This is a genomic window from Arthrobacter sp. MDT1-49-2, assembly GCF_059090185.1.
Window position 1 is genome coordinate 136,526 of sequence record NZ_JBNHFK010000008.1, and the last position, 11,586, is coordinate 148,111.

The following is an 11,586-nucleotide window of genomic DNA, read 5'->3' on the forward strand; positions in this document are numbered from 1 at the left end:
CGGCCGCGAGCGGAAGCAACCGCTAGCGGGTGGCTTCCAGGTTGCTGTCTTCGGGGTTGACGACCTCTGCCGTGGCAGAGATGTTTTCGGCATCCACCATCCAGGCGTACTGCTCGAGTTTGGCAATGAAGCCGTGCAGGATGTCAGCGGTGGTCGGATCTTCCTCATCCACCTGGTCATGGACCTTACGCATGGTCCCGACCACACCTTCCAGCATGGCCACCACGTGGGTCACGGTGTCGCGGGTATCCACGAGGCCGGCAGGGAACGGCGGAAGGCTGGTGCCCTCGGCGACGGCCACGCTGCGGCCGTCAGGCACGGCCCGAAGTGCACGCATCCGCTCGGCCAGCTCATCGGCGAAAAGACGTGCATCGTCGATAATCTCGTCAAGCTGCAGGTGCAGGTCGCGGAAATTCTTGCCGACCACGTTCCAGTGCGCCTGTTTGCCCTGCAGGTGCAGCTCAATCATGTCCACCAGCACCGCTTGCAGGTTGGTGGCCAGTTCTTCTGATGCCTTCATGTTTTCCTCCCAGATTGACGAAAAATGAGAACCCGATAAGCCGCCCAAAAGCCGGATGCGGGCGTTCCGCACACCCGTTTACGGACGGCTTTCCTCCCTCAGCGTATCCCCGTTCCGGTGTCCGGACCAGAAGGATGCGGCTATGGCGGGCACTACTGTAAGCAACCTTACTTCCAGTTGCTACGGGTTGCCCCCGTGTGTACGGTGAGGACATTGGGGCCGCTGGTAAACGGCCTGACCAGATGCAGGATTCGCACTATCGGAGGGACAGTATGACCACCGTAGAAGAGTCAATTGATGTAGCAGTGCCCGTCACAACGGCCTATAACCAGTGGACGCAGTTCGAATCATTTCCGGAGTTTATGAGCGGCGTTGTCTCCATTGCCCAGCTCACGGATACCACCAACCACTGGGTGACGAAGATCGGCGGAGTCGAGCGGGAGTTCGACACCGAAATCACTGAGCAGCATCCGGATGAGCGGGTGGCTTGGAAGAGCACCGACGGAACCACGCACGCCGGCGTCGTGACCTTCCACCGGCTCTCCGAAACGGATACCAGGGTGACGGTGCAGCTGGACTGGGCCCCGGAAACCTTCGTGGAGAAAATCGGTTCCGTCGTCGGCGCCGATGACCGCCAGGTGAAGGCGGACCTGTCGCGTTTCAAGGAGTTTATGGAAAGCCGAGGCTCCGAGACGGGCTCCTGGCGCGGAAATGTCGACGCGCCCGGGAACGCCGCCACCGGAGCTCCCGGTGCGTCCGGCAACGAACCCACATCCACCAGCACTTCGCGGCTCGCAGCAGCCCCGACAGCGGACCCGGCCATGGATGACCCCGAATCCGGGGGACCGCGCGCCGGTTTGTAGCGCGGTCTGCTTCAAACGGAACTGCGGATGCCCCGGGGCATCCGCAGTTCCGTTTTAACGGCCGTGCCGGCCTCTGCTCAACCTAGGCCGGATCAAGGTCCTTGACGGACGGCCCCTCCAGCAACGAACCGGTCGCGGAGAACCGGGAGCCGTGCAGCGGACAGTCCCAGGACTGCTCGGCATCATTCCAGTTCAGGACTCCCTTTAAATGCGGGCAGACAGCGGATACCCGGCTGGTGATGCCGTTGACCGTGCAGCTGCCCACCGGTTTCCCGTTTTCCCTGGCGACAACACCCTGGCCTTCGGCCGGGGCCTCGGAAGTGCTGCGGGCAAGCCCCGAGGCCCAGCCTGTGAGCATTTCCAGCCCCACCTCTGCGTTATCCCGCAGGGTGGAGGCAGCATCAAGGGGAGCCACCCGGGGCTTGTACAGTTCACGGGCCCAGGGGTTCTCACCACCGAGGATTTCGGCGCTCAGTGCCAGTGCAGCTGCGACGCCGTTGGTCATACCCCATTTGTTGTATCCGGTGGCGGCGTAAATGTTGGTTCCCATCAGGGGCAGCTGCCCTACATAGGGAAGGCTGCCGGCCGGTGCATAGTCCTGGGCGGACCAGGCGAAACTGGCGGCGGTGCCCACCGCGAAATTGTCCACGGTCCAGCTGACAAGGTCATCCACCAGCTCCTGTGTGTGCTTTTTCCGTCCCACGGTGTGCCCGTTGCCGCCGGCCAGCAGGTATGACAGGCCGTCCACCTCGGCGGTGCGCAGGGAGCGGGTCGGCGAGTCCACTGACAGGTACATGCCCTGCGGCACGTCGCCGGTCACCGGCAGTGCCGCGGCATAGGACCGCTCAGGCTTCAATACCGAGAAGTACCCGCCGCGGTCCAGAATGGGGATGCCGGTGGCGAGCACCAGATTGCGCGCGGATAATTCCCCGGACCCGGTCAGCACCTTGATGCCGGCGCCGTCTTCGTGGCGGGCTCCGGTCACCCGCACTCCTTCGACCAGGATGCCTCCGTGTTCCCGGAAGTCCTTCGCCAGTCCGGCCAGCACCGTCAGGGGATGGACCTGCGCCTGGTCAGCCAGTTTCAGGGCGCCAGTGACGGCGAACGGCAGTTCCGTTTCCGTGCTGAATTCGACGTCCAGCCCGGCAGCCGTGGCTGCCTCCTGTTCCTTGCGCAGGCTCTTGAGCCCCTGGGAGGTAGTGGCATAGGTGTAGGCGTCGCGGACCTCGTAGCCGATCCCGTTCTCGTCGCAGAAGCGCAGCAGCCAGCTTTGTCCCTGCCGGTTGGCTTCGACATACTGCCGTGCAATCTCCGCATTGTGATGGGAGGTAATGCCGGACAGCTGCGTGCCCTGCAGCAAGGAAAGCTTGGCGGTGGTATTGCCCGTGGTGACGGCACCGACGGACCGTGCCTCGAGGACGGCTACCCGCTGTCCGCTGCGGGCCAGCAGCGCGGCAGTGGTGAGTCCGGTCAGACCGGCACCCACCACTACGGAGTCATAAGAGACGCCGGGTTCGAAGGAGTCGGTAGGGATGTGGGGTGCACTGCTGAGCCAAAGAGATAACACGTTAGCCTTCCCGCCGGACTGATGCGGCGATGTTGGAGCCGGAACGGTCGAAGAACCTGCTGCTGACGAACCTGCCCCTGCAGGAGCCGGAACCGGCAACTGCGGCCGGTATCGGGATAAAACTCATTCGTTCCTCCTCGGGGTCCACGGAAAGTCAGTATGCTTCCCACCTTGCCCCAATTGTGCAAGAGTTTAAAGTCCCTGATCACCTAATCCTCCCGGCCCGGCCTCCGGTTCCGCGGAGCAGAGGAGTCATCATGGCCTACCCCAGTTACAGTTCTTCCGGCGGTCTTTCCGCGCGTCGAACCAGCGCTCAGATAGCCGCACTAGTATTCGGGATTATCTTCCTCCTGATTGGCGTCCTGGGGTTCATCCCCGGGATCACGGGGAATTACAGCGCACTCTATTTCTCCGGTTATGAATCCGAAGCGGTTCTCCTGGGCGTCTTCCAGGTCTCCGTGCTGCACAACGTGGTCCACATGCTCCTGGGTTTTGCCGGCCTGGCCATGGCCAGGACCAATTCCTCGGCCCGGCTCTACCTGGTGGGTGCGGGCATCCTCTATGCCGTCCTGTTCATCTACGGCCTGTTGATTCCGCTGGACTCGAGCGCGAACTTCGTACCGTTCAACACGGCCGATAACTGGCTCCACGTGGTCCTGGCCGTCGCGATGATCCTGCTCGGGCTCATCTTGGGGCGGGATACTTCACGGCGTCCTTCGGCGGGCGGCGGGCCCTCGCGGAGCAGCGGAAACCCCGGAGAAGGGTCCATTCCCAACTAGGCCGGCGGCGCCTGGTATTTGACCCGCGGGGCCACACTGCTGGCACACTGGGTTCCCTAGCCCTGTCCAGCCCGGACAGTGCGTAAAGGAAGGAACCCGGTTGTGTCAGCCGCACTGATGGTCATTGACATGCAGAACGCCTACTTCGAAAGCCCTGCTCTGCAGCAGCACCAGGAACGCCTGGTGGAAAAGACCAACGAGCTGATCCGCGAGGCCAAATCCGCGGGGGTTCCGGTGCTTATGGTCTGTACGGAGCATGAACGGGACAAGTCCACCTGGACACTCAGCATGCTCGACGACGATCAGGGGTTTATTTTCAGCGGCAGCGAGCAGGCGGAGTTCGTTCCCGGCTTGGAATGGAACGACCTGCCCCGGCTGGTGAAGACGAGGGACAGCGCATTCATCGGCACCGACGTCCTGCTGCGGCTACGCAACTGGAATGTCGAAACCCTGATTCTGGCCGGTGTTGCGACGCACAACTGCGTTGCCCAGACCGCGGCAGACGCTTTCGCCAATAATTTCCGCGTCCGCTTTGCGCGGGAAGCGCTGGCCTCCACTGACAGCGACTACGAAGAAGCCATCCTCAGCATGCTCTCGGATGAATACCGGCAGCCGGTTCAGAGCTCGGCCGAACTGAAGGACTTCCTGCAGAGCTGCGGCCCGCAGAGTTAGTTCGGGCCGGGCCGGGTGCTGGTAACCCCGGCCCGGGGCGGTTAGCGTGGGGTCATGGACGCACAGGAGATTCAGCACCGGATCCAGGAACTCGTAATGCAGGAGCAATCCCTGCGGGAGACGGATCCGGCGGCTGCGCCGGAAAATCATGCGGAAGAGCTGCGCCGGGTTGAGGAACAGCTGGACCAGTGCTGGGATTTGCTGCGCCAGCGCCGGGCCAAACAGGATGCGGGCCAGAACCCGGATGAGGCGCAGCCCAGACCGATCAGTGAAGTTGAAGGCTACCGCCAGTAGCCGGCCGGGCTAGGCCCCGGCCTTCCCCGAACCTGCCTTCTCCGGATGCTCCGGCTTAGCGGTGATCTGGCTCAGGAGTGTTGCCGCCCCGATGCTGCGACGGAAGCCGCTTTCGCCGCGGAAGGTTTCGCCCAGCGCCCAGAGCAGCAGGCAGGCTTTGCTGAGCGTCTTCAGCTGATCCGCACGCCGCGGAGTCAAAGCCATCAGGGAGGCAAGGCCGAAAACACCCCAGCCGATAATGGGGGCATTGGGAACCTCGAAAACCGTCTGCCTGCCGAACTGATCCGTGAAGAAATTGCGTGATGCCATAGGACTCAGGCGCCTTTCCTGGTTTTGGCGGTGCTCTTGGAACTGGCTGTTTTGGACTTGGCCGGAGCCTTCTTGGTGCTCTCGCTCTTGCTGCCGGACGGCTTTGACTCCGTGCCGCTCTTTTTGTCCCGGTTTTTCTCCACACTGCGCCGCAGTGCTTCCATCAAATCCAGGACCTTCCCGCCCTCATCCTCGGATTCCGTGCCAAAGGTCTCTTCGGTATCCAGGGACTCGCCCTGCTCCAGCTTGGCGTCGATGAGGGTCTTGAGCTGTTCCTGGTAATCGTCGGTGAATTCGGAAGGGTCGAAGTCGGAACTGAAGGAATCCACGAGGGCAGAGGACATCTCCAGTTCCTTGGCGGAGATCCGCACCTTTTCATCCAGCGAGGGAAAGGACGCTTCCCGGACTTCGTCCTCCCAGAGCAGGGTCTGCAGGGTCAGCACGTCGCCGCGCACGCGCAGGGCGCCCAACCTGCTCTTCTGCCGCAGCGAGAACTGCACAATGGCGGTACGGTCGGTGTCCTCGAGCGTCCGGCGCAGCAGCACGTAGGACTTGGTGGATTTTGAATCGGGTTCCAGATAATAGGTCCGGTCAAACAGGATGGGATCCACCTGGTCGCTGGGAACGAATTCCACGACGTCGATCTCCCTGCTTCGTTCCACCGGCAGGGAAGCGAGATCCTCATCTGTGAGGACCACCGTCTGCTCGCCGTCGTCGTATGCCTTGGCTATGTCCTTGTACTCAACGACTTCGCCGCAGATCTCACATCGGCGCTGATAGCGGATGCGTCCGCCGTCCTTGCCGTGCACCTGGTGAAGGCTGACGTCGTGGTCCTCGGTGGCGGAATAAACCTTGACCGGCACGTTGACCAGTCCGAAGGCAATAGCGCCTTTCCAGATCGCTCTCATGTAGAACAGTGAACACTAAAGTCCGGTGCCGTTGCCAGAGCCGGGTTTACCGGCGTCCGCCTCCTGCAGGTGTTCCCAGAGAAGCCGGTAAACCCGCGGGTCCGAAAAATAGGCGTGATGCGACTCGGGAAAGGGTTTACCCGAGGTCACCCCGCTGTCGGTGATCTGCCCCTGCCTCCCGGCGAAAACACGCTCGGCGCAGAAGGAGAACAAATCCCGTTCATCCCAGAAGTTCAGCCAGGGTACGGCGGGAGCGTTGCCGCCGCGTCCCGGCCCGAGGTATGTGAGGGCATCAAGCTGATAGAACCACGGAGCCGGTGAACCGAGCGTGACCAGCAGGTCCACCCGGCTGCCCGGGCCGTCCGGGGAGCTCAGCAGGTCCACGGCCGCCACGGACCCCAGACTGTGCGCGAACAGGATGACCGGAGCGTCCTGGTCGGTGCTGGCCAGGGCATCTCGCAGAAGCATCCTGGCGTCCTCTCCCTGCCGCAGGTAATAGGCAACTTTGCTGAAGAAGTCCCCGGCCGCATCGGTCAGGCGGATCCGGTGCCGGACGGCGGCGTCCGTCACCACGCCCAGGACCAGATCCTGCAGCGTTTCGCCCAGCAGGGCGGCCTCCGGGACTGACGGAGCGGTGCCGGCGGCCTGCCGCACCGGATCCGCGGTGCTGACCTCGGCGCCGAACAGAGCGAGAGCCAGAGACCCATCCGACAGGGCCGGCGGGTCCTCCGCGGAATACCGTTCCGGCAGGGCGGGAACGGCGGTCACGTTTTCGGCAGCGGCAGCCGCCCAGTCAATGGTTCGGACCGACCAGCCGGAGAACCCGGGAACCGCATTCACCTGTTCCCGGACCTGGTCGGAGAGGGAGGGGTTGGGCCGTCCGGTGCCCGGCAGGAAGATGAACGTTCCGGGCTTCTCCCGCGGACCGAGCGGTACACCTTCCATCTGAGCCTCCTCTGCGCCCCGGCAGGGCCGGTGAAAATGAATACGGACACTTTCACATGCCCGTGGGCCGACCGCCAGTACCCACAACGACGGCGGCGGAGGAGACCCGGGCCTCCGGGTGTCTCCCAAGGGATAATGGGTGCAGCGAAGGAAGGGGCGGATGTGAACACCAGGGCAGCGGGGGTACCGTCCGGCGACCAGGGAGATGGCGGAACGGCACCCGGCGAATCGACGCCCGGCGATCCGGCGCCTGATGATCCGGCGCCCGGCGATCCGACGTCCGGACGCTCCGAACTGTCGGTGGGCCAGGTGGCGCAGCGCAGCGGTGTCAGCGTCTCCGCCCTGCATTTTTATGAGCGGCAGGGCCTGCTGTCCAGCCGCCGGACGCAGGGAAACCAACGCCGGTTCGACCGGTCGGTGCTGCGCCGGGTAGCGGTGATCCGCGCAGCCCAGCAGGCAGGTATCCCGCTGGCCGTCATCAGCCGTGCCTTCGACGAGCTGCCGCCGGACGGCGTACCGGACCAGGCAGACTGGCAGCGCCTCTCCGCAGCTTGGCGGCAGGAACTGGACTCCCGCATCCGGCATCTGCAGGCACTGCGTGACCGGCTGGGCGGGTGCATCGGATGCGGCTGCCTCTCGCTGGCAGAATGCCGGTTCGTGAATCCCGACGACGCATCGGCGGATTCCGGTACCGGTGCGCGTGCGTTTGACGTCTGACACGATTTGACCTCAACAATGGTTGAGGTTCTACCGTTGAGACATACCCTCGACGGGTTGGTCTGCGGAAGGACTCTTTAATGGCGCGCAATACTGCTCTGTGCGAGCGGGATGTAACGGAAGCGTTCAAGGACGCCTTCCGGGCACATCCCGCAGGCGTGGCGATCATCACGGCCGACGGCGGCAACGGCCCGGTGGGGCTGACCGCCTCCTCCGTCTCCTCGGTCTCGGCCGAGCCGCCCATCCTTTCCTTCTCCCTGGCCTCCATGCACGGCACGGCAGGTGCCATCGCCGAGGCCGGAACCGTAGTTGTACACCTGCTCGGTGCGGACAATGCCGAGTTGGCCGGAATCTTTGCCCGCCAAGGGGCGGACCGGTTCGGTTCGGCAAGAATCCGGACGCTTCCCGGCGGTGAACCCCTCCTCGAAGATGCATCGGTGGCACTGCTCTGCCGGATCGACGGCCGGGTGCCCGTGGGCGGATCCATCCTGATTGCCGCATCCGTCCTGTCGGTTCTTCCCGGCAGCACGGGACAGGACCCGCTGGTCTACCACAACCGCACCTTCCACCGGCTGGGCGAGCACTCCGCATTGGGATAAGGCAGCCCACACTGCCCGGGAGCACAACGGCTGATCCCCTGGGGTAACACCGATCCCCTGAGGAAACGCTGATCCCCTGAGGACAAGGGATAATCGGTGTAGTGCCGGCGGCAGAAAGCCGTCCGGAACCGGCCCGGGAAAGAGAGCACAGCAATGGCGAAAAAGAAGTTCAAGGACCTGAGCACGGGGCAGAAGAGGGGATTGGGAGCCCTGACCGGCCTGCAGTTCCTGCTTGCCGGCGCTGCCCTCCGCGATATCCGGCGACGCCCCGCCAGCCTGATCCGCGGCAGCCGCACCCTGTGGATGCTGGCCTGCGGCATCAACTTCGCCGGTCCCATCGCCTATTTCCTCTTCGGCCGCCGCACGGCCTAGCCCTGGCACGCCGGGCCACCCGCACCGGCCAGCGGTCTCCGCAGGACTACCGGCCCGGCAGCCTTACCGGCCCGGCAGCCTTACCGGCCCGGCAGGACTACCGGTCCGGCAGCCTTAGTTGGCGTACTGGTCCCACGGCACGTTCCAGTCACCGAAGCCGTCATCCACGGAGACCGGTCCGGCTTCGGTGTTCAGCACCTGCACCACGTCGCCGGGCTCGAAAGTGTCGAAGAAGTACTTAGCGCCTTCGGCTGACATCCCAACGCAGCCGTGGGACACATTGATCTGGCCCAGGGCGCCCAGGGCGCCGTCGAGGGCCTGATGGACAAACACGCCGCTGTTGGTCAGCCGGCTGGCCCAGGACGCGTCGAACGGCTCATAGTAGTCCGGATCGCCGGGCTTCAACCCGATGCTTTCGGCCCGGAAGGGCAGCTTCTCATGCTGGCTGACCACCACCTGGTATCCGGAGGGGGAGGGCCAGGTGGGTTCGCCGAGCGTGACGGGGAACGTCCGCACCAGCTGGCCGTCAATGAAGACCTGCATGGTCTTGGTGGCGTTATCAACCACGGCCAGACGGGTGTTGTGGGTATTGAACGTCCGGGTCTCGTTGAAATTGCCGATCATTCCGTTGCCGAAGTCCACCCCGAAAAGCTGCATATCCACCGTGATGGCGCTGTTCGGTGCCCAGAACGCTTCGGGGCGGTACCGTACCTTGTTGTCGGTGATCCAGTGGAAGGCGCCGGTCTGGCCCGAGGTGCTGGTGATCTTGATGGCCTGCTCCACGGCGTCCTTGTTGGTGACCGGCTCACTGAAGTTGATCTCGATCGGCTGGCCAACACCTACCACTGAGGCATCCTGCGGGTACATAAACGCGTTGGCTTCATTGGCGGGCTTCACCGTTTCGAAGCTCTGTGACCGGGTGCTTTCCTTGCCCGCCTGGTCAATCAGCACCACATCCATGGCGTACTTGGTGTTGAAAACCAGCGGCGCATCGGCGGTCCAGGTGACCGCATCCGCGGAGAGGACACCGGGCACGGACTCTCCGCCGGCCTCCGGCGTCAGGCTGACCTTCTTAATGGTGGCGTTGGTGGCCGTCACGGTGGGCATGGACGCCGGGTTCACTTCCACCGCTCCGTCCGCAGGCGTGGCCGTGATCGATACCGGTGCGGCGGAAACGGACGGAGAGGCCGAGGCCGTGGCCGCGGGCGCCTGCCCGCCGGCCGAAGTCCCGACCATGCCGGTGGCGAATGCGGCGCCGATGCCGCCGCCCACTACGAGTACGCCGGCAACAACGGCAGCGATGATTCCCTTACGGCTCTTTTTGTCCTGGCCTGCGTTGTCCTGCACTGCGACGGTCCCCTCAAAGTACAAGCCGTCAGTACCTTCGAAATCCCTCTTCGAAAACCGGCGGCGTCATCCAGGCTGTACCAGCTGTACCGGCGCCCTCTGTCCTACCCGATGATATTCGATCGCCGGGCAGCGGTGTGCGGCGTTACCGAACTGCGGCCCGGTGGCCGGACATCGTCTAAGCGGGCTCCGCCATGCGGGCCGCCTGGCGGAGCATGTTCCTCGCCATGGACGGAAAGATGAGGCCGTGGAACGGGGCAATCAGCCACCAGTACAGCCGCCCGGCCAGTCCCTTGGGGAAGTAGATGGCCCGCTGCCGGTACAGGCTGCCGCCGTCGCCATCAGGCTCCACGCGCATTTCCAGCCAGGCCTTGCCCGGGACCCGCATCTCGGCGCGCAGCCGCAGCAGTGTGCCGCGCTCCAGCAGTTCCACCCGCCACCAGTCCACTACGTCGCCGGTAAACAGTGTGGTGGGATTCCGCCGGCCGCGGGTCAGCCCCGCACCTCCCACTGTTTTGTCCAGGATGCCGCGGACGGCCCAGGCCATGGGCAGGGAGTACCAGCCGTTGCGGCCGCCCACCCCCTCAATGACCTTCCAGACGGCAGCGGGGTCCACCGGGGACCGGCGCTGCCGGGAATCCACATATACGGTCTGGCCGGCCCAGTCCGGATCGCTGGGCAGCGGATCGGAGGCGAGGTCCGAGGACGCCGAGGCGTTGGCCCAGGTGGTTTCCACTTCGCCGCGTTTTTCCTTGCCCAGGGCACGCCGCACGGCATCGTGATAGTCCGTCAGGCCACCCTCCGGAAGCGGCACATACTGGTCAATGTCGTGTTCCTTGGCGACGGCGTCGTGCTGCAGGGATTCCACCAGCGGCAGGGACATGGAGCGCGGAATCGGCGTCACCAGGGCCACCCAGAGGCCCGCCAGCCGGGGGGCGGGCAGCGGGAGCGCGTAAATGCGCCGGCGCGGCAGCCCTGCCTCTTCGGCATACCCGTTCATGATGTCCGCGTACGTCAGCACCTCCCGGGACCCGATATCGAAGGTTCGGTTGACCTCTGCCGGGATATCCACTGCGCGGACCAGATAGTGCAGCACGTCGCGGACGGCGATCGGCTCGATCCGGCGGCGCACCCAGCTCGGTGCCGGCATCACCGGCAGGGTTTCGGTCAGGTGCCGGATCATCTCAAAGGATGCGGACCCGGAACCGATGACGACGCCGGCCTGGTAGACAACGGCGGGCACCTTGCCGTCGAGCAGGATCCGGCCCACCTCGGTCCGGGACTTCATGTGCGGTGACAGCTCACCCTCTTCCGGATGAAGACCGCCCAGATAGACAATCCGCTTTACGCCCGCCTGGGCTGCGGCGTCGGCCACAATGTGCGTGATGGCCGATTCCTGATCGCTGAACCCCTTGCCGGAAGCCATGGAATGCACCAGGAAATACAGGGTGTCAATCCCGGAGAAGGCCTCGAGCGCGGATTCCTTCTCGGCAAGATCACCCTTGACCACTTCTACGTCCGCAGCCCAGGGCACGTCGGACAGCTTTTCCGGTGAGCGGGCCAGGACACGCACGGTATGCCCGTCTTCGAGGAGCAGGGGGACGAGGCGGCCGCCGATGTAGCCGGTGGCGCCGGTCACCAGGACATGCTGGTGTTCTGTCATTTCCCCAACATACACACGGGCCGGTGCCGTT

The 11,586-nt window shown here is 64.3% G+C and carries 13 protein-coding genes and 1 pseudogene; 7 read left to right on the forward strand and 7 right to left on the reverse strand.

What is annotated here, in order from left to right; translation table 11 throughout:
- Nucleotides 1-22 precede the first annotated feature (22 nt).
- Nucleotides 23-520, reverse strand: coding sequence for a Dps family protein (locus AC5RTS_RS12425; protein WP_493992320.1), 498 nt, complete (start codon nucleotides 518-520; stop codon nucleotides 23-25).
- A gap of 272 nt (nucleotides 521-792) precedes the next feature.
- Here AC5RTS_RS12425 and AC5RTS_RS12430 point away from each other — a divergent pair.
- Nucleotides 793-1,236, forward strand: a pseudogene (locus AC5RTS_RS12430) (SRPBCC family protein); the annotation flags it as partial.
- Nucleotides 1,237-1,465: 229 nt separating this feature from the next.
- On the opposite strand, the gene AC5RTS_RS12435 reads toward AC5RTS_RS12430, so the two are convergent.
- The gene (locus tag AC5RTS_RS12435) at nucleotides 1,466-2,950 is read right to left on the reverse strand and encodes an FAD-dependent oxidoreductase (RefSeq protein ID WP_493992321.1); all 1,485 of its coding nucleotides are present in this window, start codon (nucleotides 2,948-2,950) and stop codon (nucleotides 1,466-1,468) included.
- Between the two features lie 257 nt (nucleotides 2,951-3,207).
- Here AC5RTS_RS12435 and AC5RTS_RS12440 point away from each other — a divergent pair, with 257 nt between their 5' ends.
- The 3 genes from AC5RTS_RS12440 (at nucleotide 3,208) to AC5RTS_RS12450 (ending at nucleotide 4,695) form a co-directional block, all read left to right on the forward strand.
- The gene (locus tag AC5RTS_RS12440; RefSeq protein WP_493992322.1) at nucleotides 3,208-3,729 is read left to right on the forward strand and encodes a DUF4383 domain-containing protein; all 522 of its coding nucleotides are present in this window, start codon (nucleotides 3,208-3,210) and stop codon (nucleotides 3,727-3,729) included.
- A gap of 102 nt (nucleotides 3,730-3,831) precedes the next feature.
- Nucleotides 3,832-4,401, forward strand: a complete 570-nt coding sequence (locus tag AC5RTS_RS12445; RefSeq protein ID WP_493992323.1) for a cysteine hydrolase family protein — start codon at nucleotides 3,832-3,834, stop codon at nucleotides 4,399-4,401.
- A 54-nt stretch (nucleotides 4,402-4,455) separates the two neighbouring features.
- The gene (locus AC5RTS_RS12450) at nucleotides 4,456-4,695 is read left to right on the forward strand and encodes a DUF2630 family protein (RefSeq protein WP_493992324.1); all 240 of its coding nucleotides are present in this window, start codon (nucleotides 4,456-4,458) and stop codon (nucleotides 4,693-4,695) included.
- Nucleotides 4,696-4,704: 9 nt separating this feature from the next.
- Here AC5RTS_RS12450 and AC5RTS_RS12455 read toward each other — a convergent pair whose 3' ends face one another.
- The 3 genes from AC5RTS_RS12455 to AC5RTS_RS12465 are packed head-to-tail and all read right to left on the reverse strand — an operon-like array spanning nucleotide 4,705 to nucleotide 6,857.
- Nucleotides 4,705-5,004 carry a hypothetical protein gene (locus AC5RTS_RS12455; RefSeq protein ID WP_493992325.1) on the reverse strand — a complete coding sequence of 100 codons (300 nt, stop codon included), beginning with the start codon at nucleotides 5,002-5,004 and terminating at the stop codon, nucleotides 4,705-4,707.
- A gap of 5 nt (nucleotides 5,005-5,009) precedes the next feature.
- The gene (gene ku, locus AC5RTS_RS12460; RefSeq protein ID WP_493992326.1) at nucleotides 5,010-5,912 is read right to left on the reverse strand and encodes a non-homologous end joining protein Ku; all 903 of its coding nucleotides are present in this window, start codon (nucleotides 5,910-5,912) and stop codon (nucleotides 5,010-5,012) included.
- A 15-nt stretch (nucleotides 5,913-5,927) separates the two neighbouring features.
- Nucleotides 5,928-6,857, reverse strand: a complete 930-nt coding sequence (locus AC5RTS_RS12465) for a hypothetical protein (protein ID WP_493992327.1) — start codon at nucleotides 6,855-6,857, stop codon at nucleotides 5,928-5,930.
- A gap of 162 nt (nucleotides 6,858-7,019) precedes the next feature.
- On the opposite strand from AC5RTS_RS12465, the gene soxR reads away from it, so the two are divergent.
- The 3 genes from soxR to AC5RTS_RS12480 all read left to right on the forward strand — a co-directional run bounded on the left by soxR (nucleotide 7,020) and on the right by AC5RTS_RS12480 (nucleotide 8,545).
- Nucleotides 7,020-7,574, forward strand: coding sequence for a redox-sensitive transcriptional activator SoxR (gene soxR, locus AC5RTS_RS12470; RefSeq protein ID WP_493992328.1), 555 nt, complete (start codon nucleotides 7,020-7,022; stop codon nucleotides 7,572-7,574).
- A gap of 80 nt (nucleotides 7,575-7,654) precedes the next feature.
- The gene (locus tag AC5RTS_RS12475; RefSeq protein WP_493992329.1) at nucleotides 7,655-8,173 is read left to right on the forward strand and encodes a flavin reductase family protein; all 519 of its coding nucleotides are present in this window, start codon (nucleotides 7,655-7,657) and stop codon (nucleotides 8,171-8,173) included.
- 153 nt (nucleotides 8,174-8,326) lie between these two features.
- Entirely contained in the window at nucleotides 8,327-8,545 is a 219-nt protein-coding gene (locus tag AC5RTS_RS12480) for a PLD nuclease N-terminal domain-containing protein (RefSeq protein ID WP_493992330.1), read from the forward strand.
- Nucleotides 8,546-8,659: 114 nt separating this feature from the next.
- Here the strand turns inward: AC5RTS_RS12480 and AC5RTS_RS12485 are convergent, their stop codons facing one another.
- Together AC5RTS_RS12485 and AC5RTS_RS12490 are read right to left on the reverse strand one after the other, a co-directional pair.
- The gene (locus tag AC5RTS_RS12485; RefSeq protein WP_493992331.1) at nucleotides 8,660-9,916 is read right to left on the reverse strand and encodes a L,D-transpeptidase; all 1,257 of its coding nucleotides are present in this window, start codon (nucleotides 9,914-9,916) and stop codon (nucleotides 8,660-8,662) included.
- A gap of 154 nt (nucleotides 9,917-10,070) precedes the next feature.
- Nucleotides 10,071-11,555, reverse strand: a complete 1,485-nt coding sequence (locus AC5RTS_RS12490; RefSeq protein WP_493992332.1) for an SDR family oxidoreductase — start codon at nucleotides 11,553-11,555, stop codon at nucleotides 10,071-10,073.
- Between the last annotated feature and the right edge of the window lie 31 nt (nucleotides 11,556-11,586).

Coding starts and splice junctions, on each gene's coding strand:
- AC5RTS_RS12425 (WP_493992320.1), bottom strand. CDS start 520: ATGAAGGCATCAGAAGAACTGGCCACCAACCTGCAAGCGGTGCTGGTG.
- AC5RTS_RS12440 (WP_493992322.1), top strand. CDS start 3,208: ATGGCCTACCCCAGTTACAGTTCTTCCGGCGGTCTTTCCGCGCGTCGA.
- AC5RTS_RS12450 (WP_493992324.1), top strand. CDS start 4,456: ATGGACGCACAGGAGATTCAGCACCGGATCCAGGAACTCGTAATGCAG.
- AC5RTS_RS12455 (WP_493992325.1), bottom strand. CDS start 5,004: ATGGCATCACGCAATTTCTTCACGGATCAGTTCGGCAGGCAGACGGTT.
- ku (WP_493992326.1), bottom strand. CDS start 5,912: ATGAGAGCGATCTGGAAAGGCGCTATTGCCTTCGGACTGGTCAACGTG.
- AC5RTS_RS12465 (WP_493992327.1), bottom strand. CDS start 6,857: ATGGAAGGTGTACCGCTCGGTCCGCGGGAGAAGCCCGGAACGTTCATC.
- AC5RTS_RS12475 (WP_493992329.1), top strand. CDS start 7,655: ATGGCGCGCAATACTGCTCTGTGCGAGCGGGATGTAACGGAAGCGTTC.
- AC5RTS_RS12480 (WP_493992330.1), top strand. CDS start 8,327: ATGGCGAAAAAGAAGTTCAAGGACCTGAGCACGGGGCAGAAGAGGGGA.
- AC5RTS_RS12490 (WP_493992332.1), bottom strand. CDS start 11,555: ATGACAGAACACCAGCATGTCCTGGTGACCGGCGCCACCGGCTACATC.